The sequence below is a fragment of the Thiothrix winogradskyi genome, assembly GCF_021650935.1.
Taxonomy (GTDB): domain Bacteria; phylum Pseudomonadota; class Gammaproteobacteria; order Thiotrichales; family Thiotrichaceae; genus Thiothrix; species Thiothrix winogradskyi.
Genome location: NZ_CP091244.1, coordinates 3,759,723 through 3,785,881 on the forward strand (window position 1 = coordinate 3,759,723; position 26,159 = coordinate 3,785,881).

Sequence of the window (26,159 nt, forward strand, 5' to 3'; positions counted from 1 at the left end):
TCAGGTTGAAATCCCCAAACTCTGCAAATGCCGTGGGCTATTCTCCCAATTCTCTTCCACCCGCACCCACAATTTCAGCATCACCTTGCGCTCCAGAAATGCTTCCAGCGCAATCCGTGCTGAGCTACCAATGCGCTTGAGGGTGTCGCCACGATTGCCAATCACAATGCCTTTCTGGTTTTCACGGCTCACCCAAATCACCGCGTTAATTTCAGTGAGTTTCGGCTTTTCCTCAAACGTTTCGATTTCAATGGCGGTGGAATACGGCATTTCCTGATGCAAATACGTCATCAACTGTTCGCGAATCAACTCACCACAAATAAAACGGGTGGATTGGTCGGTTACGTCATCTTCAGCGTAAACCCAATCTTGCTGCGGCATGACTTTCGCTAATGCGGCTTTCAGTTGTTGAGTATTCGTGCCTTTGGTGGCGGAAAGCGGGAAAATTTCCTTGAACGGGTATTTCTTCAATACGTCCGGCAACCAAGTCAATAGGCGTTCTTTTTTCTCGATGCGATCCACTTTGTTGGCAACCAGAAACACAGGACAAGTCACATGCCCCAAGCGTTGCAATACCAAATCGTCTTCATCTTGCCATTTCAGCGCTTCCACGATCATCACCACCGCATCCACGCCTTCCAGCGCGGCAACAGCTTCGAGGTTGATGGTTTTATTCAGCAAGCTCTTGGAAGTGCGGTGAATCCCCGGCGTATCCACGAAAATCATCTGGTAATCGTCTTCGGTCAAAATGCCGCGAATGCTATGGCGCGTGGTTTGCGGTTTATTCGCCGTGGCGGATACTTTGAAGCCAATCAACAAGTTCATCAGCGTGGATTTGCCCACGTTCGGGCGACCCACAATGGCGACATAGCCGCAACGTTGGGTAGAAGGGGTCGTGTCTGTCATTTGGCTGTTACCTGTTGAAATGCGAGTCCGGCGGCTTCCTGCTCTGCCTTGCGGCGGCTACCAGACGTGCCAGTGGTACGGATATTGAGTTTGGGGATAACGCATTCTGCCGTAAAGGTTTGGCGATGCGCTTCGCCCTGCGTATCAATCAGGTTGTAATCAGGCAAGTCATGCCCGCGTGATTGCAGGAATTCTTGCAAGCGGCTTTTAGGGTCTTTGAGCGAGTCTTCCGCAGGCAAATTATCCAGCCGCTCACCGTAAGCAGTCAGCACAAACTGTTTCGCCGCCTCCATGCCTTGTTCCAGATAAATGCAGCCAATCAAGGCTTCAAACGCATCCGCAATAATCGACTTACGCCGGAAACCACCGCTTTTGAGTTCACCTGCCCCTAAGCGCAGGAAATCACCAATCGCCAGTTCCGCTGCAATCCCCGCCAAGGCGTTTTCATTCACCAGTGACGCACGCAAACGACTCAAGTAACCTTCGCTTGCCCGTGGAATCCGCTGATAAAGCTCCGTGGTGATAATTAGCCCAAGCACGCTATCACCAAGAAACTCCATGCGCTCATTATGCTTCCCTTCCGCACTGCGGTGGGTGATGGCGCGAACAAACGTGTCCGTCGCCATCAATTCGCTACCCAGTAGCTTGGTCAATTTGTTCAAGTATCGTCAGCCGCTCCCAGCTCTTTGGAATATTCAAATGTCAGCAAAAAATCAATGTTAGCCACCCACGGCTTACGTACTTCGTAGTATATCTCAAGTGCTTTGGTATTGTTCTTGCCTTCCACAGGTTCCACTTTGAAATCGCTGGACGATAAGGAGTTCAAACTGTTCACATTCATATAATCATCGACTTTACGGCGGATCTGTTGAAGCGAACTCTTGCTGGAAGACTCCTGCGCCACCCGATCCACTAACGAACGCACTGTGTAAAACTCCATATACAACGGTGCAATTTTCACGCCCGTAATAAATGCAAAAATCACCAAGCCTGCACCCGCGACCCATGTCAAAAATGTTGCACCTTTTTGTTTGCGCATACTGCTTACCTTTATTGTTATTGATTAAATTTCACTGGCTGAGCGCAGCCGAAGCCTAATTCATACCATTGCCAATCCGCGAGAAGTTAAAGCCATTACCACCCCAGTTCATGTGCATCCACACCAACGTCGCTTTCCCCACAACGTTAGCCTCAGGGACAAAACCCCACATGCGACCATCATTGCTGTTATCACGGTTGTCACCCATCATCAAATAATGACCAGGGGGAATGGTCTGTGAACCCGTGGGGCCAACACGACCGGGCGTTACCAATATATCATGCTCCACACCCAGCAAATCTTCTTTCAGATGAATTGACGGTGGGGTTCTTTGATCCGGGCGCAAATACTCACCCTGTAAGGAACGGTTTAACTCTACCCCGTTCACAATCAAGGTCTTATCCTTCCAACTGACCACATCACCCGGCACACCCACCAAACGCTTAATGTAATCAATCGAAGGATCATCAGGATAGCGAAACACCACCACGTCACCGCGTTGTGGTTCGCCCACGTCCAAAATTTTGGTATGCAATACCGGCAAACGCAAACCATACGCAAACTTATTCACCAGAATAAAGTCGCCAATCTCCAAGGTCGGTAACATTGATCCCGAAGGAATCCGAAACGGTTCCGCCACAAACGAGCGCAACAACAAAACTGCCAGCAATACCGGAAAAAACGAACGCGCGTATTCCAACAACACCGGCTCATGCTCAGCGGTTGTTTTCTTGGCGAACAGCGCATACAGCAACCAAATGATGCCAGTCACAGTGGTCGCAGTGACTAACCAAAACTCCAGATCAAAATCCATGTCTTGTCCTTATCAATGTTTATTTATCGCTGACTCTCAAGACGGCGAGAAACGCTTCTTGCGGAATTTCCACACTACCCACCTGTTTCATGCGCTTTTTGCCTTCTTTTTGCTTTTCCAGCAATTTGCGCTTGCGGCTCACGTCACCGCCGTAGCATTTCGCGGTAACGTCTTTACGCATCGCTTTGACGGTGCTGCGGGCAATAATATTGCTGCCAATCGCCGCCTGAATCGCCACTTCGTACATCTGGCGCGGAATCAGGTCTTTCATCTTTTCCACCAACATGCGCCCGCGTGACTGGGCAAAATCACGGTGAATCATCAGTGCCAAAGCATCGACTTTTTCACCATTTACCAGCACATCAACGCGCACCATCGGTGCTGGCTCGAAACGATCCATCGCGTAATCGAATGACGCATAACCACGACTGCACGATTTCAGGCGGTCAAAAAAGTCCATGACCACTTCGGCTAACGGCAATTCAAAGGTCAGCGATACTTGTGCGCCCATGTATTGCATGTTTTTCTGCATCCCGCGCTTTTCCATGCACAGGGTAATCACGTTGCCCACGTACTCTTGCGGCACGAGAATCGTCCCCACAATGATAGGCTCACGGATTTCCGCCAACTTATTAATCGGAGGCAATTCAGACGGGCTGTGGATGAATTTTTTCTCACCACTAGTCAGCACGACTTCGTAAATAACCGTCGGCGCGGTGGAAATCAGATCGAGGTTGTATTCACGCTCTAAACGCTCTTGCACAATTTCCATGTGCAACATGCCCAAGAAGCCGCAACGGAAACCAAAGCCCAAGGCTTGCGAAGTTTCTGGCTCATAGAATAGCGCGGAATCGTTTAATTTCAGCTTGGAAAGTGCGTCACGTAAGTTTTCGTACTGGTCCGATTCAATCGGGAACAAACCGGCGAAAACACGCGGCTGAATTTCCTTAAAACCTTGTAACGGAACAGTGGCGGGACGTTGCGCATCGGTCAGCGTATCGCCCACTTTTGCGACAGCGATTTCCTTGATGCCGGAAATCATGAAACCCACTTCACCCGCCCGCAATACGTCCAAATCTTTCATTTTCGGGGTATACACGCCGACACGTTCGACTTGGAAATCGCGTCCGCTGGACATAAAACGGATTTTCATTTTTTTGCGGATTTCGCCATCAATCACCCGCACCAACACCACTACGCCGAGGTAGTTGTCGAACCACGAGTCAATGATCAAGGCTTTTAGCGGCGCATCGGGGTCGCCTACGGGTGGCGGAATGCGTTGCACCAACTGTTCGAGCAGGTCTTCAATGCCGATGCCGCTCTTGGCACTGACGTGAATCGCTTCCGATGCATCAATGCCAATAATATCTTCGATTTCTTGGCACACACGGTCAGGGTCAGCCGCAGGCAAGTCAATTTTATTGAGGACGGGAACGACTTCCAGATTCAGGTCAATCGCGGTGTAGCAGTTGGCAACACTTTGCGCTTCCACGCCCTGCGAGGCATCCACCACCAGCAACGCGCCATCGCAAGCGGACAACGAGCGTGAAACTTCATAAGAAAAGTCCACGTGCCCCGGTGTGTCGATAAAGTTTAAATGGTAGGTTTCACCATTACGCGCTTTGTAATCCAGCGAGACGCTTTGCGCCTTGATGGTAATGCCGCGCTCACGCTCCAGATCCATTGAATCCAGTACTTGCGCTTCCATTTCCCGCTGTTCCAAACCGCCGCAATATTGGATAAAACGGTCAGATAATGTCGATTTACCGTGGTCAATATGCGCAATGATCGAAAAGTTGCGGATATTCTTGTTCGCCTCACCCATGCTGTAATGCTTGCCTCAAAATCGCTTCATCGAAGAAATGCCGGAATAAAATCCGCTCTCCCCATGCCACTACTGGGACATCCGCATTAAAACGCACTGTTAATTCTGCATCCGCGTCGATGTCTACCAGCCCGAAGGTGAATTCCAGTTCATCCTGAAACTCACACAAAAGGGCTGTCATCTCGTCACAGAGATGACAGCCCACGCGATAATACACGGTCAGATGGGTTTTTGCTTCACTCTCTTGCATTTGCCTCGATCTTCATTGCCAGAAAACGTGCCGAATTATCACGTTGTACCAGCACAGCGACCGTTTTGCCAGCCTCCAATGCAGCAGCAATGGTTTTGAATTCAGCAGCAGACGTAATCGGTTTGCCATCGAGTTGCGCAATAATATCGCCTTCAGCAATACCGGTGCGGCGGGCGGGTTCACCCATCACAGCCTCGACCATAACGCCCGCTTCCGTGTCAATCACCTGCATTCCCAAGGTACCTGCCATCGGGGCTGGCTGTTGTTCCAAGGCGGTTTCAAGCGGTTTATGGGCTTCCTGAGGTTGTTCACTCACTGTCAGGGTCACGGTTTCACGTTTGCCTTGGCGCAAAATTTCCACGGCAACAACCTCACCGATGGGAATATTTCCCACCAGCGGCGGCAATGCACCTGCATTAGCAACCGGCTTACCCGCAAATGCGAGGATGACATCCCCCTGATTCAATACCCGTGCGGCAGGTCCGGTCATCATGACTTGTGCCACCAACGCCCCTTCGGGTTTAACCATATCGAAGGATTCTGCCAAATCGGCACTGATATCCTGCACATAAACACCGATCCAACCACGCGACACCACACCGTTGCTCTTCAACTGCTCAATGACCCCCTGAGCAACATCCATTGGAATCGCAAAGGAAACCCCCATAAAACCACCGGATTGGCTGTAAATCTGCGAGTTGATTCCCACCACTTCGCCCGCCAGATTGAATAAAGGCCCACCAGAGTTACCGGGGTTAATCGCCACATCGGTTTGGATAAACGGCACGTAATTATCGTTAGGCAAACTTCGCCCCTTCGCACTCACAATCCCCGCCGTGGCACTGTGATCAAAACCAAACGGGGAACCAATCGCCAACACCCATTCACCGACTTCCAGTGTTTCTGACTTGCCCATCCGTAACACCGGCAAATCGGTTGCTGCGACTTTCAGCAAGGCAATATCGGTACGCTCATCACTGCCGACTAATTGTGCGGCTAACTCACGCCCGTCACTGAGCTTGATCGTGATAGCATCCGCGTCTTTGACCACGTGATGATTGGTGACAATGTAACCGTCTTGCGAATAAATAAACCCAGAACCGCGCGAGTTACTGTCAAAATCAAAAGGATGCCCGCCACTGCCATCACGCTCAAGAAAGCGCTTCATTAGCTCATCAAACAGCTCGTCTGTTTCCGGCGAACGTAATTCATCCGGCAACATTTTTTGCGGGGAAATGCTTTGTTTGGTACTGATATTAACAACGGCGGGGCTATTTTGCTTCACCAGCCCGGTGAATTGTGGCAAATCACGGGCAAGCGCCATTCCGGCTGCCGCCAACACACAGGCGAGCAGCGCCCCCCGTAACCAGGGCATCAACATGGAATGACACTCCCAAAACAGTCAGGTTTACGCAAGCGGCGTAACACCGTTAAACAGCGGCTGCCCGACAACGCGCAGAATCACCGGCTGGAAATCAGCAGACTGGAAAGAACGCGCTGCCACCCGATTGGCAAGCCGTAACCCACCCAATAAACCCGCCAGACCGCTAAAAATAGTCGCCCATTCACTGGTGATCCCAATGAAAGCCAACAATTCACGCCCCAGCAATGCCATAAGAATTAAGCCGACTAGGGGTAACATATAAGTTAATAGCGAATAAGCCACCAAAGCTTCACCTTGCACCCCAACCACGACAGTATCACCCGGTCGTGCATAAGAAGGGTTCAATACCCGCATTTTCTGCGGTTCCTTATTCAGAAACCCGAAGGGAGAACTTGTCGAACACGTGGATTTTGTGGCACAACCACCGCACCCCCCCGCTTTTTGTTGCGGAAGAATCCATGCATAACCCGAATCGACACTGACCACTACTGCTGTTTGCTCAATCATACGCTGCGCCCTCTGTTCTAATGCTTTTTCGCCATTATACGCAGTAGAACTTGACACAAACTTAATCACGATAGCTTTTTGTTCAGCGGGCATATTGCAAGTTTTCACTGATGCGTTGCAGGGTCAGCGCCGGAACTTCTCCCACCAGCGTCACTTGATGCTGCGCCACTTCAGTTGCATAAATATTCATCGCACCAGAGGAAATACCAATACTATCCAACATACTGGGAGCACCCGGCGGGGCAATGAAAACCGACACAGAAGTCATTCCATCGGACAAAATGATTTGCCGGATCGGTGGCTGACCATTAATGCCCTCCTGCCGTAAATCCTGCACCTGCTGGAAGCCTGCCGGTAATGATGCAAACACCCAATCCGTGGCGGGAGGCAGCGCAGCGGGCATTGCCGGGTTCGGTTGTACTGGCGGTGGCAACGCCGTAGCCTGAGCAGGCACAGCAATATCCAAGGTGGTAAACATCAATTGCTCAACAGTACGGTGCGAACGATCCACCAATGAATATTTCAACAACATGCCAGTTTCTGGCTCAATGCAATAACGCTGCAAGTAACGCATTTTGTCACGTGGACGCGCCACAATGATCTGGCAACTGCGGTTGGCAACAAATTCCTGCCCACCTAAATCCAACGCATAAACGGCCTCCATCTGTGGCTGGACTTGCTGGAACTTTGCCAATGAAAAACTTTCCGCATCCGCATCACTGGCACTTGCGCCTTGGGCTAAACGCACCACACTTTCCTTTTCCGCACCATTTTCCACCGTATGGCTAATCTGGTAATTGGAAAGCTCATTGCCCTGTGAATACACCAAGGTTCCGGTGTAATCCAAGGTATGGACGGCGTTGCGCATTTTTGCCAGCAAATCCCCCGCCTCATTCGCCAAGCTGGGGGTAGACCACGCCAATACCCCCGCCAAAACTGCGATGGAAACCGTGTGCTTAATCGTTAGCATAAGAAGCCGCCCGAATAGATGGTGCAATCACCGTGGTTGACGCATATTTCACATGCTTCTCCACGTACTGTTTCAAAATGTCACGGGTTTGTGGGTCAACCCGCCCGACTTGCTGAATGCGCGTATCCGCATCCGCCACCATCGTGGGTGTTGTTGCCGCCACACTCACGGGTGCACTAGCGGGTAACGCTGCTGCCATTGAGGCATCCGGGGTCGTGGGCTGGTTGAAAAACAACAAGCCCCCCACCGCAACGGCTGCCACAGTTGCCGCCATCCCCATGCCAAACCAACGATATGCCTGTACGCGACTAGTCGTTACCGTGGCATTAGCGCGAGCTGGCATTGGCACGACGTTATCCTGCTCATAGGCTGGCTCATCCGCCAATTCCTCTTGAATGCGGGATAACAAGGAAACACCCTGCCCCATCGGTTGCCCTTTGCTGGCACGCATGGTCTCGCCGATAAAGGCGTAGCGTGACAAGGTTTGCCCTAATGCGTCGTCTTTTTTCAGCTCATCAAGCAAACGACGCCGCTCAAATTCACCGCTCTCGTCGTCAATAAACGCCGACAAGAATTCTTCTTTACTGGTATTCATAATTTCACCTGCACCTGAGACACTACTCTCGGAGGTTTTAGCCAAGTAAGGGTCTCAATACTTTATCAATCGACTCACGCGCCCGGAAAATCCGTGAGCGTACAGTACCTATTGGACAGTCCATTGTCTCTGCAATTTCTTCATAGCTCATGCCTTCCAGCTCCCGCAGCATGATCGCAGTACGCAAATCTTCCGGCAAATCATCAATGGCTTTTGACACGGTGGCCTGAATCTCTGCGGTCAGCAACTCGCGTTCGGGAGTAGCATATTCCTTTAGAGCCGAGTCACCCTCAAATTGTTCCGCTTCATGTGCATCAATATCGTTATCCGGCAAACGGCGGTTTTGGGAGACCAAATAATTTTTGGCACTATTGATCGCAATGCGGTACAACCATGTATAAAAAGCGCTCTCACCCCGAAAATTCTTCAGTCCTTTATAGGCTTTAATGAAAGCTTCTTGCGCGACATCCTGAGCGGTATCGTGGTCATGAACATAGCGCAACACAAGGCTGATAACCTTGTGCTGATATTTCAACACCAACACGTCAAATGATCTTTTATCCCCCGACTGGACGCGTTGTACCAGTTCGAGATCGGTTAGGCTCATGCCCATAAGGGCCTTACTCCTTGGTTATTATCTCACTAAGACTATATGCTACATGCCATACAGCAAGATTAGAATAGTTAAACCTGATCAATTCCGCACAGGAATAAGCGAGATAAATATGTATGATGTTTTAATCATCGGTAGTGGTGCGGCTGGTCTGACCCTAGCACTTAGCCTACCCGACGACTGCAAGATCGCGGTATTGAGCAAAGACGTGCTCACCGAAGGTAGCACCGTCTACGCCCAAGGCGGCATTTCAGCGGTTTTGGATGCCACGGATAGCGTCGATTCGCACATTGAAGACACCCTCAACGCAGGTGCAGGCTTATGCGATGAATCTGCTGTGCGTTTTACCGTGGAAAATGGTGCCAGCTCGATCAAATGGCTGCTGGAGGCTGGTGTACCGTTCACTCGCGAAGAAAATGATGAAAACCGTTTGCACCTGACTCGCGAAGGCGGGCATAGCCACCGCCGCATTGCCCACGCCGCCGATGCCAGTGGCGCTGCGATCGAACACACCTTGGTTGGCAAAGTGCGTCAGTGCAGCAACATTACCTTATTAGAGCATCACATTGCGGTTGATTTAATCACTTCTCGCAAACTAGGGCATCGTAGTAACCGCTGTATTGGCGCGTATGTGCTCAATCGCAAAGCCAAGCGCATTCAAACCTTGCAAGCGCGTTTCACCGTGTTGGCAACAGGTGGCGCAAGCAAAGTTTACCTGTACACCAGCAACCCCGACGGCACAAGTGGCGACGGTATCGCGATGGCGTGGCGTGCCGGTTGCCGCGTTGCCAATATGGAATTCATGCAATTTCACCCCACATGCTTGTATCACCCACAAGCCAAATCCAGCTTGATCACCGAAGCGGTGCGCGGCGAAGGTGGGCGTTTATTACTGCCCGATGGCAGTCGTTTCATGCCGCGTTTCGACCCGCGTGCGGAACTCGCCCCGCGTGACATCGTGGCTCGCGCCATTGACCATGAAATGAAACGGCTGGGGCTGGATTGCGTTTACCTTGATATTAGCCATAAACCGCGTGAATTCATCCTCAGCCATTTTCCGAATGTGTATGCGACGTGTGAACAGTTTGGCTATGACATGAGCAAACAACCCGTGCCGGTGGTGCCAGCGGCGCATTACACCTGTGGCGGGGTGATGGTTGATCACAACGGGCACACGGATGTGGATGCGCTGTATTGCATCGGCGAAGCCTCCTACACCGGGTTACATGGCGCAAATCGACTTGCCAGCAATTCCTTATTGGAATGTTTGGTGTATGGCAAATCAGCAGCGCAAGACATTATGCAACACCTGCAAGAACCGGCGCTCGATTTACCGATCCCCAACTGGGATGAAAGCCGCGTCACGGATTCGGACGAGCGCGTGGTCATTACGCATAACTGGGATGAAATTCGCCGCTTTATGTGGGACTACGTGGGCATTGTACGCACCACCAAACGCTTGCAACGGGCGCAACATCGGATTGAATTATTGCTACGTGAGATTGACGAATACTATGCGAATTTCCGTGTCACCAGCGATTTAATCGAATTGCGCAATCTGGCACTAGTGGCTTGGCTAATTATTCGCTCAGCGATCAATCGCCCTGAAAGCCGTGGCTTGCATTACACGCTGGATTATCCGAAGACCAACGTTAAATTAGAGGGGATTCCGACGATTTTAGACCCAATCACGACCTACCATGCGCATTAACAGACTTAACACCCGATGAATTTGCGGTACAATCCCAGCCTTTCAGACTTTTGGCTTCAGGATACGGCATGGAACTTTCTGCACTCACCGCTCTTTCCCCCACTGACGGGCGTTACGCCAGCAAAACAGCGGCGTTACGCCCGTGGTTCAGCGAATATGGCTTGATTTACCACCGCGTCCTCGTGGAAATCCGTTGGTTGCAAATGCTGGCAGCACATCCGCAAATCAGCGAAGTCCCCGCCTTTTCTGCCGACACCAACGCCTTTTTAGAAAGCATCCTCAGCAACTTTGGTGAAACAGACGCGCTGCGCGTCAAAGCCATCGAGCGCACCACCAACCACGACGTGAAAGCGGTCGAGTATTACCTCAAGGAAAAAATCGCCGGGCAAGCCGAACTGGAAGCCGTCAGCGAATTCATCCACTTCGCCTGCACCTCCGAAGACATTAACAACCTCTCCCACGCCCTGATGCTCAAAGGCGGCATGGAACAGGTGATTCAACCAGAGCTCGCCGCCACCATCGGCGCAATCCGCCAACTCGCGCACGATTACGCCGAGATTCCGCTGCTGTCACGCACCCACGGGCAACCCGCCACCCCGACCACCTTGGGCAAAGAAATGGCGAATACCGCCTACCGCCTGCAACGCCAACAGCAACAGATTCTAGCCACGCACTATTTCGGCAAAATCAACGGCGCAGTCGGCAACTACAACGCGCACCTCAGCGCCTACCCCGACATTGACTGGCAAGCCACCGCTGAACAATTCGTCACCTCCCTCGGCTTAACCTGGAACCCGTACACCACCCAAATCGAGCCGCACGATTACATCGCCGAAACCTTCGATGCGGTAGTCCGCTTCAACACCATCCTGATCGACTTCTGCCGCGACGTGTGGAGCTACATTTCCCTAGGGCATTTCAAGCAAAAAGTCATCGCGGGCGAAGTCGGTTCTTCCACCATGCCGCACAAAGTCAACCCCATCGACTTTGAAAACGCCGAAGGCAACCTCGGCATTGCCAATGCACTAATGACGCATTTGGCACAAAAACTGCCGATTTCACGCTGGCAGCGCGACCTTACCGACTCTACCGTATTGCGCACCCTCGGTGTCGGCTTGGGGCATTCCTTAATTGCCTACCAATCCGCCTTAAAAGGTATCAGCAAACTCGAAGTCAACGTTACCAGCACCGCCGCCGACCTTGATGCCAACTGGGAAGTGCTCGCCGAACCCATCCAAACTGTGATGCGCCGCTACGGTATCGAACAGCCGTATGAAAAACTCAAAGCCCTGACCCGTGGGCAACGCATTACCCCCGAAGGCTTACGTGAATTCGTCAATGCGCTGGATATGCCGCAGGAAGCCAAAGATGCGTTGATAGCCATGACACCAGCAACTTACATCGGCAATGCCATTGCGCAAGCTAAGGCGGTTTAAATGTTTGGTGATATTTCTGCTGAAGAGTTTCTGCGCGATTACTGGCAAAAAAAGCCCCTGCTGATCCGCCAAGCCTTCCCCAATTTCCAATCGCCCATCACGCAAGACGAACTCGCGGGCTTGGCGTGTGAAACCGATACGGCCCGCATTGTCATCGAACAAGGCGGCGCACACCCGTGGGAAGTGCGCCACGGCGCATTCGACGATGACGATTTCAGCAACCTGCCTGCAACGCATTGGACATTGCTGGTCAACGACACCGACCAGCATTTGCCTGAATTAAAAGCCGTGATGGAACCGTTTCGCTTCATCCCCGACTGGCGCATCGACGATTTGATGATCAGCTTTGCGGTGGAAGGCGGCTCGGTAGGCCCGCATGTGGATGCCTACGACGTTTTCCTGCTGCAAGCGCAAGGGCAACGCCGCTGGCAAATCACCACCCAACCCGCTCACCCTGACAATTTCCTGCCTGATTTGGAATTACGCATTATGAGCGATTTCCAAGCCGAACAGGAATGGATTGTCGAGCCGGGTGATTTACTGTATCTGCCCCCGAATGTGCCGCACTACGGGGTTGCGCTGAACGAATGCATGACCTATTCCATCGGTTTCCGCGCTCCCTCACAAGCCGATATGTTGGAAAAACTGCTCGAAGACTCGCTGGAAGATGCGCGTTTACAACAACGTTTCACGGATTCAGAGCGCACACCACAAGCCAATCCCGGTGAGTTAACCGCTGCTGATATGGATAGGTTGATTGATTTTGTGGTCGATGCACTGCCACAAGATGAACAATCGTTGCAGCGCTGGGTAGGAAAATACTTAACAACACCCAAGGCAGGCGCACAACCCTGTGAAGCAGAACCCATCAGCCGAGCGGAACTTAGCCGCTTGATTCGGCATAAAAAACGCTTTGAAAAATCACTGGATGCACGGATGCTGTACTTTCAATTAGGCAGCGACATACATCTATTTACGAACGGCAATCATTACTGCATAGATAGCCAACACCTTCAATTTATTGAATACCTTTGCCGGTCAGCCATGCTATTGCACAAAGATTATTCATATTTTTTAAGCGACTCCTCCTGTTTTGACACGCTACAAGAACTCCTGACCAACGGTATTTTCTCGATAAAAAAGTGACCAAGCCAAGCATTGTTTTGTTTAAAAGTTTTTCTATAATTATCATCATGATACATAAATAAAACTAATCTTCATTCACCTTAAGTTAAGTTTTGATTGATTAATATACTTCTCAATAATGAACTCACATCCTTTTGGGGATAGTTTTAGGGTTTTTGATGATTTTTTATGTAACAGGGGAAACACGATGGATTTCAAACGATCCATGTTTGCTGCTTTATGCAGCGTAATGGTAGTGGTGACTGCTAACACCATACTGCCAAGCATTGCGGTTGCCGCCGATAGTGAAAAGAAAATTTCACTGAAACGCACCAACCCCAATGAACCGATAGGACGGGATGCGGTACTCTCGAAAGTGAAAGCAACCTATAAGGGGCGAATACTTTCTGTTCAGGAGAAACCGCTGCCCGACTATCCAGATTGCCATATCGTGCGAATGCTTTCGTTGGAAGGTGAATACTTAACAATCAAAGTTGCTTGCAGTGACTAAAGAATCTGCTCGAAATCATTGAAAAATAGCGAGAATTTTATTTAAATACCCGAAGTTCGGTCTGAACCTTCGGGTATTTTTTTATAATTTTTATTAATATCTGCTATTGATGGTTTTTTATTGCCAGCAAGCTGGTGTATGATCACCTTTTCGGAGCTTGCTGATTAATTAAGGCTCCCTTATACATTCAAACGATAATCCGTTGACCAATCAAAAAAGAGCCGTGTTATGCGCGTACTGATAGTAGAAGACGACAACATCATCCGCGAACAAATCGCTGAAAACTTAAAAAAGAGCGGGTTCACCGTAGACCTAGCAGCAGATGGTTCCCAAGGGCTGTATGTTGCCCTCGAATATCCCATTGATATTGCAGTCATTGACTTGGGATTACCCCAATCTAAAGGCAGCCCTGTTAATAATGACCTTGGCCTAGACATTATCCGTGCCATTCGTGCCAAAGGCTTGAGTTATCCCATCATTATTCTGACCGCGCGTGACCGCTGGCAAAGCAAGGTGGAAGGCTTGGAAGCCGGTGCTGACGATTACGTCACCAAACCGTTCCATACCGAAGAACTTATCGCCCGTCTGCGCGTGCAATTGCGCCGTACCGGACGCTGGACGCAAGCTGAGCTTAGTTGCGGCCCGATTCGCTTAAATACCTCCGAACAACGGGTCTACGTTAACGAAGAGGAAATCACCCTAACCGCTTACGAATACCGCGTACTCGAACATTTGATGTTACATGCAGGCGAAGTTATCTCTAAAACACGCCTGACGGATAGCTTGTACGAAGAAGATACCGACCGCGACAGCAATGTGATTGAGGTGTTTATTCGCCGTTTACGCATTAAATTAGACCCGAATGATACGCTTAAGCCTATCGAAACCCTGCGCGGGCGCGGCTACCGTTTCACGTTAACACGCACATAACCTCCGTATTCGGTAGCAACCTTTATGCTAAGCTCCTTACGTAGCCGCCAGCTCATCAGTGGGTTTGGTGTTATTATGGTCGGTATTCTGATGCTAGGCATCATGCTGCACTGGTTTTCTTATAGCTATAAGATCGACCAGAAAAAGGCTGAGTTAAAGGAAATATCTTACGATGTGCTGGGGTATCTGAACTTTCAGGATGGGCAATTCGGCGTCCTGTCCGACGAGGATATGTTAGCCAAAGCCAAGCAAATGATCAGTGATCATAACTTGGATGATGTCACGCAAAATCACTTCGCGTATGTGATCAATATCGAGAAATCCAAAATTGTCTGGAGCGCATCCACACTCAGCAAGCCCAATGCCTTGGTGGATGAGGATTATTACCTGCATTTCCAGATAAATAAGACCTTAAAAACCAGCTTTGAACCCAGCTTCGATCAGCTCAAACCGTTACCGCCTAAAGATACGCGCCGCTTGGAAGACGATCCAATGACGCGACAAACGTATAACCAGGAATACCTGTTAGCGATTCAAAGTTTCTTCCAGCCAGCCCACGGTACTTTCCAGTTCATTGTCGGCGTTTCTATCGCCGATATTGAAAAAGAAATGCAGGACATGCGCCAAAAATTTGCGGTCTTATTGTTTCTATCCGCCGTACTGGTATTGATTGCCCAACTGGCACTGAGTTTTTGGGTAGTGGCACCGATTAAGGAGTTTGAAAATGAAGTCAAAGCGATTGAAGCCGGTGATCGTGACAGCATTCATGAACATTACCCCGAAGAGTTACTCCCGGTCAAAAATGCGCTGAATGGTTTATTGAGCTACGAAAAAGGTCAAAAACAGCGTTACAAAGACACCTTGGATGATTTAGCGCATAGCATCAAAACACCGTTGACCGCCATGCAAAACCAGCTTGACCAATTACGCCGCGAAGCCAATCTGGAGCCAAGCCACAAAATTGCTGTCACCGTATTTGAGACGCAAATCGAACGTATCCGCGAAATCATTGGGCATCAGCTACGCCGTGCGATGGTGACAAACCAAGGCGCAATGATTTTATCCCAGCCAGTACGCCCCGTGCTGTTCCGGTTGCGTGAAACCTTGCAGAAAGTTTACCGTGATAAACCCTTTGAAATTCGCATCAATGTTGACGAATACGCCAAGTGCCGCATGGACGCCGAAGACATGATGGAACTGTTTGGCAACTTACTCAATAATGCCTGCCGTTTCTGCAACAACATTGTGGAAATCTCTGCGCATCACGACGACAACATGCTAGTGATTGATATTGATGATGACGGCATGGGCTTTCCGCTCAATAACCCCGCGAAACTATTGCAACGCGGCATCCGTGAAGACAGCAAAAGCGACGGTCAAGGCATTGGCATGGCAGTCAGTACCGAAATTGTGTCAGCCATTGGCGGCAAAATCGAACTGCTGGTATCACCGTATGTGGGGGCGCGGGTACGCTTGCATTTACCCGTGTAAGACGGCTTCAGGGCTGACTGATGACGCGAATGTTGACCTTATCAACCGCCCCGGCGGTGTCAAACACGGTTAATTCGTAATCGCCCGCTCGCGTAAAGGTATGGCGTAAACCACTACGGGCAGCATCCACGCCAATGGCTTCCCCGTTCACCAACCAGAAATACTCGCCTTCGCCACCATCCGCCAACAAATCCAGCGTTACACCGTTACTGAGCTGCCCTACAGCCACGTTGGGCAAATACAGGCGCGTACTCGCATCCAACTGCCGAATCGCCAATTGTTTCCCACTCTGATATTCGCTACCGGGCGGGCAACTGCTATCAAAAGCAGGTAAGCGTATTTTTTCCAACAAAGTACTGGCTAACCAAGGCTGCAATTCCAATGGCCATTGCGCGACTTGCCGTGACTCACGTGCTGGGGCATTGCAGGCTGCCGTCACCCGCAATCCCGTGGCGGGGTTAATCCAATACGTCTGCAAACCTGCCGACCAAGAATATTGCTGAAAATGCGGCAAGGTTGGCGGGACATTGCCATTGAGAATCCAGGCTTGCTGCCGCACATAGCAATGTTCGGGGGCTGTTTGCGCTGCACTCTCCCCCAGCGGCCAACAAATATCCGTTTGCGTCACGCTTGCCGGGCGACGCCGTGCATTCATGCCCGACTGCTTGGGCAATGCCCGGAATACGTCAAACAGGATAGGGCCTGCCGCAGCCCCCCCCAAACTGCCGGGCAAGGGTGTACCATCCGGGCGACCGGTCCACACACCAACGGTATAGTTATCGCTTACCCCAATAGCCCAAGCATCACGAAAACCGTAACTGGTTCCTGTCTTCCAAGCCACACCCGCCGCATTAATACTGCCCTCTGGCGGAGGAATCGCCCGCAAGGTTTCCTGAATAATCCACGCTGCCCCTGCTGACAGCATCCGGCGTTCCTCCAGCGGGTCTTCCTCCACAAAACGCGGCTTAATGCTAATACCGCCACGTGCCAATGCAGTAAAACCACGCACCAAATCTTCCAATGTCGTGCCAGCACCACCCAAAATGACACTCAAATTCGGCTCAGCATGTTGAGGAAAACTAACCACCACGCCACCATGACGTAACCGCGCCACAAACACGCCGGGCGTTAAGCGCTGCAATATATCCACGGCGGGTACATTCAGGGATTGCTGTAATGCCTGCGCCACACTCACTGCCCCAGAAAAATGCCGGAAAAAATTCTGTGGAGCGTAATCATGCAGCTTAATCGGCACATCACTCAGCAAACTCGCCGAATGCAGCAAGCCATCATCCAAGGCCATCCCATACAAAAACGGCTTCAAGGTCGAACCGGGCGAACGCACAGCCTGCACCATATCCACATGCCCAAAACGCTCGGCATTGTGGAAATCCGCAGACCCCGCATACGCCCGCACGTAACCTGTTTTATTTTCAACCACCAATAGCCCGGCAGAAGCCTTTTCCGGCAAACTATTCACACGGGTACGCAATACATTGTCAACTGCCCACTGGATATTCGCATCCAAGGTCGTTTGTAAACGTGACACTTTATCGGCGAAGGCGCGGGTTTTCATGCGCTCCGCAAACAAGGGCGCTTTCATCGGCTGTTGGAAACGCAACCTCATGACAGGCTCATGCATCGCATCTGCCACTGTGTCTTCTGACCACCTCCCCTGTGTCGCCATACGCCGCAAGACTTTATCGCGGTAACGTTGCGCCAATTCAGGGTAGCGGTCTGGACGCAAGCGCGAAGGTGCCTGCGGCAACACGGCTAATAATGCCGCTTCGGCATGACTCAAGGCTAAGGCAGGCTTGCGTAACCACGCAAAACTGGCAGTTTGCACCCCTTCAATAGGGCCTCCAAAGGGCGCAAGATTGAGGTAAAACGTTAGAATATCGGTCTTGCTGTAATGCCATTCAAGTTGCAACGCCCGAAACATCTGCTGAATTTTTCCACTCACTGTGCGTTCATGGGGATCTAAAATACGCGCCACTTGCATGGTCAGGGTAGAGCCACCCGAAATCACCCGCCCCCCTTGCAACCATTGCCAGCCTGCCCGTACTAACGCAAACGGATTAATTCCCGGATGCTGATAAAACCAACGGTCTTCATAGGTCAGCAATGCATCAACATACAAAGGCGACACTTCATCCAAGGTCACGGGGTAACGCCATACCCCTTCACTGTCAGCAAAAGCCCGCAACGGGGTTCGGTCTTGCGCCAGAATCAACACACTGCGCACCCGCTCAGGTTCCGGCAGCGGCCACCACCAATCTGCCAGCATAAACAGCAACAGGCAGAGCAGCGCTGAACCTGCCACCCGGCTCAGGTAGTAACGCATGATGATTGCCTCTTATGGAATCACCAATGTGGACGGCACTGCCCCTACCCCATTCAATTCTGGTCGATACATATCTTCAACATAAGGCGGTGGCACAGCAAATTTGCCCGCTGACACCACCCGTACCAAATAGAACAAGTGATGACGTGTTTTCGCGCTCAAAGGCAATGCGGCGATGTAACGATCATCGCGGAATTCCTGGGTGCGCAACTCGCTACTACCCAGCAACTCTAACACCGGCTTGTCCATCCCTTCCAATTGCAAGCCCTCCAAGGATTCGTTGCCAGACAAATTGGTATTCTCAATTTCAAAGCCTGCGGGCAATAAATCCGCCACTAGTGCATCATTAATGTCAATATTGCTGCTCACCGCGAGATGTGTCAGCAATAATGCCCCCGCCTTAATGCCATCCGGTGAGACTTTCTTGCCATCCAAACTGTACCAGGTGCGTTGCACCTCAATCGGATCACTGTCCGGTGCTGGCACAGTATTGGGATAGCCGTCCACATTCAACGCCAAGTACAAAGGCTGCGGTGCTGTTACCTGAATGCCTTGCTGGAAATCAGCCGTACTCAAGGTGCGGTATTGCGTACCACTACCCGCCAAATCCACGCTGTCCTTGCCGATGGTCAGCGTTGCTTTCCAAGCCGTTTGGGATTTTTCCTGCACTTTCAAACCCGCTAATAAGGTGAACAACTGTTCTTGGGTGCTGAAATAATTACGGTTATGCAACAAATCCACCAACTGATTAATTTCCGTTGCCAATTGCGGCAATTTGGCTTTGTGGCGTAACAATAAGTACAGCACCGCCGCCTGATCACGCAAACTGCTGCCGTAATCACCGAGGTATTTCTGTTCATCACGCACCTGTGCCAAGCCACGCTGAATCGCTTCGTCACCGCGATTACTGTCACCACCCGGTATCATTTGCAAGGCAAGCCCCAGATGCACCAATGGCAAGCCGGAGGCGGCTTTGCTCAAGTCTTTTTCATACATGACTTTCAGCGTCCCCGGCGAAGCCCGCTTCACCCGCGCCAGCACATACCCCGCATAAGCACGGGCGGCGAAATCCACATGCTCTGGCATATCCGAAAACTCATAACGGCTTTCCGCAGCACCTTCACCTTCCTGCAAACGTTCTTCCAGATTTTGGAGTGAACGCTGTAACAACCATTCCGGTACAATAAAGCCCTGCTCTTTGGCATCCAGCAAAAAGTCCACCACATACGGCGTGAGCCAATATTCTTCTTGTCCACCATTGGCATCGCCCCACAATGTGAAGCCACCATTGGCTAATTGCATTCCTGCAATACGTAATAACGCCGCATTCACCCGCTCATTGCGCTCCTTCATTTCCAAGGGTTCCAAACCCAGCGTTTCAGAGACGTTCGCATCTAGGAACAAGTAAGGCCAAGCACTGCTGGTGGTTTGTTCCAAACAACCATAGGGATACTGCAACAAACCCTGCAAGGCATTCCGCAACGGTAGCACCGGTGTTGCTGCCAAACTCAGATTCGCTTTCAAACCAGCCGCTTGAAACTGCTGGATCGTAGCAGCATCCAGCGTCAGTGTTTCACCTGCCGCCAATTCCCGGTTTTGTGCCAAATATTGCGCCGGGTATGCTGGGCGTATCGCCACCTGAAGTTGTCGCCGTGCCGTAAAGCCTTTTCCCGTCAACTCCAGATTAATCTGTGCATTGCCGAGCGCTTGCTGGGCGGATATTGGCAAACGTATGGTTTCGCGCTTACCCGCCGCCAAACTGAGTTCGCGCGTATCCGCCACACCCGATAGCAAGTCATTGCTGCTGAGTTTCAATGTCACCACTTGCGCTTCTGTCGTAGTGTTATTCACGTCCACGCTCAGAAAACTGCTGTCACCAGCGGCAAGAAAACGGGGAGCCGCCAAACTGGCGACCACGGGCGAAGCTACTTTCATTTCACGTTCGGCGCTACCAAAACGTTCCTGTGTGGCAGCGACTGCCATTAAGCGCAATGTTCCGTCGAAACCGGGCAATGGCAGTTCAATTTTAGCCTTACCGTCGGCATCAAACGTCACCGCACCGCTGAATAGCGACACAATCCGCAGATCCGCCTGTCCCAAAGCGCCACCGCGCCGCCCACCAGCAGCATCCCCACCAAAGCGTTGGCGTAAAGGCGCACCTTCCACGCTTTCAATAATCTTACCGTAAGCGTCATACAGGCTAGGCGTGTACTGGTGTTGTGAGAAATAAAACGCTAGCGGATCAGGGGTTTTGAACTCGGTAATGCTCAATACCCCCACATCCACTGCCGCCAAAGTCACGATTGCCTGTTCACCACTGAGATTATCCGCACTGACGGTCACAGTAGTCGTTTTTTCGGGCAAGACTTTTTCGGGAGCTTCAATGCTCAGATTCAAACGGCGTGAATCCCGATCCAATGGCAGGAAAATAACCCCCAAGGCACGGTTGGGCGCAATTTTCTGCTGACTACTGGCAGGGCGGAACGATGTCACAGTGATGTACAAATCATGGCGATTCCATGCCTTCTCCACAGGAATCTCCACCGTCATGCCTTCGGCTGGCAATGTTACCCGTTGTGACCACAACAGCGACTCCGCCTCTACCGCCACCAGTGCTTCACCAGCCGCAGGCGGGGTAATTTTCAACTTGACCACATCGCCAGCCTGGTACTTGGCTTTATCCAGAGCCAATTCAATCTGATCAGGGCGTGCCGCATTGTTCTCCGCCTGCTCCCAATCCCACCCGGCATGAAACGGGTAAACGGCTTTTAAACCGGTTTCAGCGTCTTCGACTTCCAAGCGGTAATAGCCATATTGCACCACAAACGCCGCTTTACCACGCGCATTCTCATCCAAAGTAATGTTTTTCTGTACAGTCGGGTATTCACTGGAAATCTCTTTACGCTGCCAACCTTCGGCATTGTTGTATTCCCAGAAATATTCTTTTTCTTCCCTAACCAAAGTCACGGTAAGCGCCTGGGTCGCAGGCACTGCCTCCCCTGCTGCATTCAATCGCACCAACTCGAAAGCCGCCTCACTATTATCGGCTACCGTGTCTTTGCTGAATAAAGGGCGAATTCCCACCAAATTGGGGCTAGGCCAAAACGGCACATCCAACTTGCGGGTCACGCTGCGTCCGCCGGTTTCGTGCAAACTGCCGATAATGCTCAAGGTTAACGGGGAACTGATGTTGCCCACCAGCGCCGGGCTTTCCACAAAACCACCACCGGTCTCATTTAAAGCCACTTCGGGTAAATCTTCGCGACTCACCAATTTCTCATCGGCTGGATCGCCAAAGTAATAGTCTTTAAATTCGGCAAAGGGATGACGATTCACGCTTACCGTGCGTACTGCGGTCAATTTATTACCACCGGCAGGTGCGCCGTACAAATAATCACCCTGCGCTGCCACCACAAGCTTTTCCCCTGCCGTCAACAACTTCTCTTCTGCACTCAAAGCCAGCTTCATGCGTTCCGGCATGAAATCTTCGACATGAAAATTGAACGTACTAACCGGCGTTTCATCTTTGGCATTGATACGTACTTCTGCTTTCCAGGTTCCCGTTGGGGCATCCGCTGGAATCAGCAAGCGATAGCTGAAAAAACCGAGATCGGCATTGGCAGCCAACAGGTTCTCTTCCAATAACAATTTGGTATCGGGGCGCACGATGCGTAGATGCAGATTTTTTACCGAAACCGCCTTGCCGTCACGGTCACGTAACAATACCGACAAATCCATCGGTTCACCGGGGCGGAATAAATCACGGGTGCTGTAGATAAACGGGGCAATCGGCTTATCCGGCAAACCCGTTACCGCGTATTCCGACAAATCTAACGCCGCATCACGCAAATCTAGGAAAGCAAACTGCGATTCCTGTTGTGCCGTCAGCAATAAATCACCGCTAGGCCGATGTTCAAAACTGACACGACCCTCCTCGTCTGTCTCCAGCGTCAAGGCTTCTTTTTCACCCTGCAACTTCAATTGCACCCCCGGCAACGGTTTGCCGGTATCCAAAGCATTAGCAAAGACTTCCAACCCACGCGCATACAAACGCACATGCAAACCAATATTCGTCACGACGAACTGCGTAATACGGTAAGCCTCATCGTTAAAACGCCCAGGCTCACGCATCACAGCAAAATACACCCCCGGTGTTTTCAGCTCCTGAATGTCTTCTACCGGAATCAACATCGAAGTACGTGCATTCAACTTGGCATCGGTGACATAGCGGCGGGAGTATACACTTTCAGTCACAGCATGAATTTCTTCCAATTGCCACTGCGACAAACGCCCCCCTAAACTGATTTTTTTCAACATATCCGACAATTTGTCTGGCTGCACCCGCAGGAATTCAATATCCAACTCCGACACATTCACCACACGAATCGGCAAACCACCCGTCAATTTGGCAGGCAAAATACTGCCGGTAGTTGCAAAATCAAACGCTGGGCTAATATCACGGGTTTTAAGGCTAGTATCCGACGGTTTTTGCAATTTCAGACCGTTATTACTGGTTACGCCCGGTCTAATTTGCACGCGGTAATCGGTTTGTGGCTTGATATTGCTGAAAAACAGGCGGCGCGACTCACTTGCCATCACCCACTGACCCTCGACCATTTTGCCGTTAGCCGTTAAGGTGATGAAGCTGTTGTAATCCTCTGTCGGGTTGAGGTCTTGTGAAAATGTTACGGCTAATGCAGGACTGGTATCCAAGGTACGCTCAGACACATCTACCACCAGCATTTGCGTCAATAAGGCTTCATTGCTGTATTGCGGGCTAGTAGCGGCTGATGCAGGCGCTTCTGCCCTTGCCTGTCCCATCAATAGCAGTAACAGGCACACCCACAACCACGGTAACACGCGACGAATTTGATAAGCCATTATTGTTCTCCACCCTGCAAGACCAGACGTATTGTATAGAATGCCAGTATAGACTTTTTTGGTACAGAAAAGTTACCGCGCCATCGTGATAATGCACGATACTGACGAATGGAGGTATGAAGGGGACATAAAGAAAGTGGCGACCCTATGGGGATTCGAACCCCAGTTACAACCGTGAAAGGGTCGTGTCCTAGGCCTCTAGACGATAGGGTCGCTGATGTGAACCTGTTGTGTACTACCTGCGTAGCTAGACTTGGAAAAGTGGCGACCCTATGGGGATTCGAACCCCAGTTACAACCGTGAAAGGGTCGTGTCCTAGGCCTCTAGACGATAGGGTCGCTGATGTAAACTTCCAAACCTATTGTTTGTCATCTTCCCGTGGAGAGAAAATGACAATGGTGGACAACCCGGCAAATGTAATCAAAAAACCGAGTGGCACCGCCAGTAAAAACATTTTCGCCAACTCATCGCTGTCTGCAAACATGAAGCCAAATCCGAAGACCAAGCCTACGACTGTTATCACCAGACCAGTGATTAAGCTGTAGCGACCAAGACGATCCATAAATACTCTCACGTCGGTCAATATTGGTGGAGCTAAGCGGGATCGAACCGCTGACCTCTACAATGCCATTGTAGCGCTCTCCCAGCTGAGCTATAGCCCCACGGCGAAAGAGAGGCGAATTCTGAAGTAATCCGCCGTTTCTGTCAAGCGCCTTTTAAAGAATTTGCGAAGATTGCTTTATGCACATCGCCAAGGCTAATAATGCCGACCAACTTGCCCGCTTCGACCACGGGAATTCGGCGAATTTTTTGCACGCACATAATAGAAACCGCCTTCATCAACGGCATCTCAGGGCTGGCAGATGCCACTAACTTGCTCATCAAATCACTAGCCTGCAAACCCAAAGCATCGCTGTAGCCTTTTTCCATCTTCTCGAAATCCGGCACACCCTCTTCGCGTGCCACCTCAGAGATGTCGGGGAACATTTTGCGTAACACGTCTTTTTCAGAAATGACACCAACAACATTGTTGTTGTCATCCACGACCGGCATACCGCTGATCTTGTTAAAGCACATAACCTCAACCAGATCACGCACTGGGGTATTGGGCTTAGCGGTTTTAACGCTGGTATTCATGATGTCTTTGACTTTCATTCATCCTCCTCATTCATGCTAGGTTTTGGTCGTACAAACATAACATAAAATCCCCCATAAATCGTATTAGCTTTGGGAGATATGCCCGCCTAAATCGCCAAGGTACGGATAAAGCTGACCGCCCGTTGAATGCGCTGCAATGCCCGCTCACGCCCGATCAATTCCAAGGTAATTTCCAGTGAGGGTGAAGAAGCACTGCCCGTTACCGCAACTCGCAACGGTGGCCCCACTTTCCCCAGCTTCAAACCTAATTTTTCGCAAGCGGCTTGAATCGCAGCGTGGATACCCTCGCCCTGCCAACCAGCCAAGACTGCCAATTCATCATGCACCGCCTGCAAATTGTCAGCGGTATCCGCCTTGAAATGCTTTTGCACCGCAGCAGGATCAAATTCTGCGAACTCTTCGTAGAAATAACGGCTGATAGCCACCATATCCACCAAAGTCTTGGCACGTTCACGCTGGGCATTGATTACATCAGCTAACGCAGGACCTTGGGATACATTCAGCTTTTGTGCTTGTAAATGCCATTGCAACTGCGCCGCTAACACCGCTACTGGTAGTGTTTTGATGTAGTGCTGGTTGAGCCATAGCAATTTTTCAGTATTAAAGGCAGATGGAGCGCGATTGATCGCTTCCAGTGAAAATAATTCAATCATCTCCTCACGCGAGAAAATTTCCTGATCGCCATTCGACCAACCCAAACGCACCAAGTAATTCAATACGGCTTGCGGCAGGAAACCATCATCGCGGTATTGCATTACCCCCACAGCACCATGACGCTTCGACAAACGCTGCCCATCCGCCCCCAGAATCATCGGCAAATGCGCAAATTTCGGGGGTTCAAAACCCAATGCCCGCATAATATTGATCTGACGCGGCGTGTTACTGATGTGGTCGTCACCACGAATAACGTGTGTCACCTGCATATCAATATCATCCACCACCACGGTCAAATTATACGTGGGTGTGCCATCCGAACGCGCAATAATTAAATCATCCAGTTCGGTATTGCTGATGGTAATTTTGCCGCGCACCAAGTCATTAATCTCCACGACACCCGTTTGCGGGTTACGGAAACGGATTACCGGCTCAATGCCTTCCGGCGGAGCTTCGTGCTGACGGTCACGCCATAGCCCGTTGTAACGCGGATTTTCTTTACGCGCCATTTGTTCTTCGCGCATCTGCTCCAGTTCTTCCTTGCTGCAATAGCAACGGTAGGCGTGACCACTCGCGAGCAATTGCTGAATCACTTCTGCGTAGCGGTCGAAACGCTGGGTTTGGTAAAACGGGCCTTCGTCATGCCCCAAATCCAGCCACGCCATACCTTCCAAAATCGCATCCACCGATGCTTGTGTGGAACGTTCACGGTCGGTGTCTTCGATACGCAAAATGAAAGTGCCGCCCATCTTGCGGGCATACAGCCAAGAAAACAGCGCGGTACGTGCGCCACCAATATGCAAATAACCAGTCGGGCTGGGGGCAAAGCGAGTTCTGACGTTCATGGGCTTCCAGTGAGTAATTTTTAAATAAACCTTAAGCAAAACTGAACAAAAAATAATCGAAATATTCAGTTCAAATTCAGCGCCACCCTCACATAATTATCCGCGTTGAAGGGCTAAACTGGGCTAAAGGGGCAGAAGAATAATAACAGGGCTACGCCCCTTCTTTTTTA

The 26,159-nt window shown here is 50.8% G+C and carries 22 protein-coding genes and 3 tRNA genes; 6 read left to right on the plus strand and 19 right to left on the minus strand.

Features of this window, described 5'->3' with window-relative positions; translation table 11 throughout:
* The 11 genes from era to rpoE form a co-directional block, all read right to left on the minus strand.
* The gene (era, locus tag L2Y54_RS18635; protein ID WP_236498158.1) at positions 1-906 is read right to left on the minus strand and encodes a GTPase Era; all 906 of its coding nucleotides are present in this window, start codon (positions 904-906) and stop codon (positions 1-3) included.
* Positions 903-1,568, minus strand: coding sequence for a ribonuclease III (gene rnc / locus L2Y54_RS18640; protein WP_236498159.1), 666 nt, complete (start codon positions 1,566-1,568; stop codon positions 903-905). The genes era and rnc overlap by 4 nt, the downstream gene beginning before the upstream one ends.
* Complete coding sequence (locus L2Y54_RS18645) at positions 1,565-1,945, minus strand: DUF4845 domain-containing protein (protein ID WP_236498161.1); 381 nt, start codon at positions 1,943-1,945, stop codon at positions 1,565-1,567. The genes rnc and L2Y54_RS18645 overlap by 4 nt, the downstream gene beginning before the upstream one ends.
* 55 nt (positions 1,946-2,000) lie before the next feature.
* Positions 2,001-2,759: a signal peptidase I gene (gene lepB / locus L2Y54_RS18650; protein WP_236498163.1), complete on the minus strand. Its 759-nt coding sequence runs from the start codon at positions 2,757-2,759 to the stop codon at positions 2,001-2,003.
* Positions 2,760-2,778: 19 nt separating this feature from the next.
* On the minus strand, positions 2,779-4,584 hold the full coding sequence (gene lepA / locus L2Y54_RS18655) for a translation elongation factor 4 (protein WP_236498165.1): 1,806 nt from the start codon (positions 4,582-4,584) through the stop codon (positions 2,779-2,781).
* Positions 4,577-4,834, minus strand: a complete 258-nt coding sequence (locus tag L2Y54_RS18660) for a glutaredoxin family protein (RefSeq protein WP_236498167.1) — start codon at positions 4,832-4,834, stop codon at positions 4,577-4,579. The genes lepA and L2Y54_RS18660 overlap by 8 nt, the downstream gene beginning before the upstream one ends.
* Positions 4,821-6,215: a Do family serine endopeptidase gene (locus L2Y54_RS18665; protein WP_236498168.1), complete on the minus strand. Its 1,395-nt coding sequence runs from the start codon at positions 6,213-6,215 to the stop codon at positions 4,821-4,823. The genes L2Y54_RS18660 and L2Y54_RS18665 overlap by 14 nt, the downstream gene beginning before the upstream one ends.
* Positions 6,216-6,242: 27 nt before the next feature.
* Positions 6,243-6,725, minus strand: coding sequence for a SoxR reducing system RseC family protein (locus L2Y54_RS18670; RefSeq protein ID WP_236498175.1), 483 nt, complete (start codon positions 6,723-6,725; stop codon positions 6,243-6,245).
* An 82-nt stretch (positions 6,726-6,807) separates the two neighbouring features.
* The gene (locus tag L2Y54_RS18675) at positions 6,808-7,695 is read right to left on the minus strand and encodes a MucB/RseB C-terminal domain-containing protein (protein WP_236498176.1); all 888 of its coding nucleotides are present in this window, start codon (positions 7,693-7,695) and stop codon (positions 6,808-6,810) included.
* A complete protein-coding gene (locus L2Y54_RS18680) occupies positions 7,682-8,290 on the minus strand; it encodes a sigma-E factor negative regulatory protein (protein ID WP_236498177.1) in 609 nt (202 codons plus the stop codon). The genes L2Y54_RS18675 and L2Y54_RS18680 overlap by 14 nt, the downstream gene beginning before the upstream one ends.
* A 37-nt stretch (positions 8,291-8,327) precedes the next feature.
* Entirely contained in the window at positions 8,328-8,903 is a 576-nt protein-coding gene (gene rpoE, locus L2Y54_RS18685; protein WP_236498178.1) for an RNA polymerase sigma factor RpoE, read from the minus strand.
* Positions 8,904-9,015: 112 nt separating this feature from the next.
* Here rpoE and nadB point away from each other — a divergent pair, with 112 nt between their 5' ends.
* The 6 genes from nadB (at position 9,016) to L2Y54_RS18715 (ending at position 16,107) form a co-directional block, all read left to right on the plus strand.
* A complete protein-coding gene (gene nadB / locus L2Y54_RS18690; protein ID WP_236498179.1) occupies positions 9,016-10,614 on the plus strand; it encodes an L-aspartate oxidase in 1,599 nt (532 codons plus the stop codon).
* A 68-nt stretch (positions 10,615-10,682) separates the two neighbouring features.
* Complete coding sequence (gene purB / locus L2Y54_RS18695; RefSeq protein ID WP_236498180.1) at positions 10,683-12,050, plus strand: adenylosuccinate lyase; 1,368 nt, start codon at positions 10,683-10,685, stop codon at positions 12,048-12,050.
* On the plus strand, positions 12,051-13,196 hold the full coding sequence (locus L2Y54_RS18700; RefSeq protein ID WP_236498182.1) for a cupin domain-containing protein: 1,146 nt from the start codon (positions 12,051-12,053) through the stop codon (positions 13,194-13,196).
* Between the two features lie 187 nt (positions 13,197-13,383).
* Positions 13,384-13,686 carry a hypothetical protein gene (locus L2Y54_RS18705; protein ID WP_236498184.1) on the plus strand — a complete coding sequence of 101 codons (303 nt, stop codon included), beginning with the start codon at positions 13,384-13,386 and terminating at the stop codon, positions 13,684-13,686.
* Positions 13,687-13,914: 228 nt separating this feature from the next.
* Positions 13,915-14,616, plus strand: a complete 702-nt coding sequence (locus L2Y54_RS18710) for a response regulator transcription factor (RefSeq protein ID WP_236498186.1) — start codon at positions 13,915-13,917, stop codon at positions 14,614-14,616.
* A 24-nt stretch (positions 14,617-14,640) separates the two neighbouring features.
* Positions 14,641-16,107, plus strand: coding sequence for an ATP-binding protein (locus tag L2Y54_RS18715; RefSeq protein WP_236498188.1), 1,467 nt, complete (start codon positions 14,641-14,643; stop codon positions 16,105-16,107).
* A gap of 7 nt (positions 16,108-16,114) precedes the next feature.
* Here the strand turns inward: L2Y54_RS18715 and pbpC are convergent, their stop codons facing one another.
* The 8 genes from pbpC to gltX form a co-directional block, all read right to left on the minus strand.
* A complete protein-coding gene (gene pbpC / locus L2Y54_RS18720) occupies positions 16,115-18,451 on the minus strand; it encodes a penicillin-binding protein 1C (RefSeq protein WP_236498190.1) in 2,337 nt (778 codons plus the stop codon).
* A gap of 12 nt (positions 18,452-18,463) precedes the next feature.
* Complete coding sequence (locus tag L2Y54_RS18725) at positions 18,464-23,332, minus strand: alpha-2-macroglobulin family protein (protein ID WP_236498191.1); 4,869 nt, start codon at positions 23,330-23,332, stop codon at positions 18,464-18,466.
* A 137-nt stretch (positions 23,333-23,469) separates the two neighbouring features.
* A tRNA-Glu gene (locus tag L2Y54_RS18730) sits at positions 23,470-23,545 on the minus strand.
* A 49-nt stretch (positions 23,546-23,594) separates the two neighbouring features.
* A tRNA-Glu gene (locus L2Y54_RS18735) sits at positions 23,595-23,670 on the minus strand.
* 20 nt (positions 23,671-23,690) lie between these two features.
* On the minus strand, positions 23,691-23,894 hold the full coding sequence (locus tag L2Y54_RS18740; protein WP_236498192.1) for a hypothetical protein: 204 nt from the start codon (positions 23,892-23,894) through the stop codon (positions 23,691-23,693).
* A 24-nt stretch (positions 23,895-23,918) separates the two neighbouring features.
* A tRNA-Ala gene (locus L2Y54_RS18745) sits at positions 23,919-23,994 on the minus strand.
* Positions 23,995-24,037: 43 nt separating this feature from the next.
* Positions 24,038-24,487, minus strand: coding sequence for a CBS domain-containing protein (locus tag L2Y54_RS18750; RefSeq protein WP_236498193.1), 450 nt, complete (start codon positions 24,485-24,487; stop codon positions 24,038-24,040).
* 89 nt (positions 24,488-24,576) lie between these two features.
* Positions 24,577-25,989, minus strand: a complete 1,413-nt coding sequence (gene gltX / locus L2Y54_RS18755; protein WP_236498194.1) for a glutamate--tRNA ligase — start codon at positions 25,987-25,989, stop codon at positions 24,577-24,579.
* Positions 25,990-26,159 lie beyond the last annotated feature (170 nt).

Bases quoted from the DNA above. Each gene is read 5' to 3' on its own strand.
- era (WP_236498158.1), bottom strand. From the start codon at position 906: ATGACAGACACGACCCCTTCTACCCAACGTTGCGGCTATGTCGCCATT.
- L2Y54_RS18645 (WP_236498161.1), bottom strand. From the start codon at position 1,945: ATGCGCAAACAAAAAGGTGCAACATTTTTGACATGGGTCGCGGGTGCA.
- lepB (WP_236498163.1), bottom strand. From the start codon at position 2,759: ATGGATTTTGATCTGGAGTTTTGGTTAGTCACTGCGACCACTGTGACT.
- lepA (WP_236498165.1), bottom strand. From the start codon at position 4,584: ATGGGTGAGGCGAACAAGAATATCCGCAACTTTTCGATCATTGCGCAT.
- L2Y54_RS18660 (WP_236498167.1), bottom strand. From the start codon at position 4,834: ATGCAAGAGAGTGAAGCAAAAACCCATCTGACCGTGTATTATCGCGTG.
- L2Y54_RS18665 (WP_236498168.1), bottom strand. From the start codon at position 6,215: ATGTTGATGCCCTGGTTACGGGGGGCGCTGCTCGCCTGTGTGTTGGCG.
- L2Y54_RS18670 (WP_236498175.1), bottom strand. From the start codon at position 6,725: ATGATTGAGCAAACAGCAGTAGTGGTCAGTGTCGATTCGGGTTATGCA.
- L2Y54_RS18675 (WP_236498176.1), bottom strand. From the start codon at position 7,695: ATGCTAACGATTAAGCACACGGTTTCCATCGCAGTTTTGGCGGGGGTA.
- L2Y54_RS18680 (WP_236498177.1), bottom strand. From the start codon at position 8,290: ATGAATACCAGTAAAGAAGAATTCTTGTCGGCGTTTATTGACGACGAG.
- rpoE (WP_236498178.1), bottom strand. From the start codon at position 8,903: ATGGGCATGAGCCTAACCGATCTCGAACTGGTACAACGCGTCCAGTCG.
- nadB (WP_236498179.1), top strand. From the start codon at position 9,016: ATGTATGATGTTTTAATCATCGGTAGTGGTGCGGCTGGTCTGACCCTA.
- purB (WP_236498180.1), top strand. From the start codon at position 10,683: ATGGAACTTTCTGCACTCACCGCTCTTTCCCCCACTGACGGGCGTTAC.
- L2Y54_RS18700 (WP_236498182.1), top strand. From the start codon at position 12,051: ATGTTTGGTGATATTTCTGCTGAAGAGTTTCTGCGCGATTACTGGCAA.
- L2Y54_RS18705 (WP_236498184.1), top strand. From the start codon at position 13,384: ATGGATTTCAAACGATCCATGTTTGCTGCTTTATGCAGCGTAATGGTA.
- L2Y54_RS18710 (WP_236498186.1), top strand. From the start codon at position 13,915: ATGCGCGTACTGATAGTAGAAGACGACAACATCATCCGCGAACAAATC.
- L2Y54_RS18715 (WP_236498188.1), top strand. From the start codon at position 14,641: ATGCTAAGCTCCTTACGTAGCCGCCAGCTCATCAGTGGGTTTGGTGTT.
- pbpC (WP_236498190.1), bottom strand. From the start codon at position 18,451: ATGCGTTACTACCTGAGCCGGGTGGCAGGTTCAGCGCTGCTCTGCCTG.
- L2Y54_RS18725 (WP_236498191.1), bottom strand. From the start codon at position 23,332: ATGGCTTATCAAATTCGTCGCGTGTTACCGTGGTTGTGGGTGTGCCTG.
- L2Y54_RS18740 (WP_236498192.1), bottom strand. From the start codon at position 23,894: ATGGATCGTCTTGGTCGCTACAGCTTAATCACTGGTCTGGTGATAACA.
- L2Y54_RS18750 (WP_236498193.1), bottom strand. From the start codon at position 24,487: ATGAAAGTCAAAGACATCATGAATACCAGCGTTAAAACCGCTAAGCCC.
- gltX (WP_236498194.1), bottom strand. From the start codon at position 25,989: ATGAACGTCAGAACTCGCTTTGCCCCCAGCCCGACTGGTTATTTGCAT.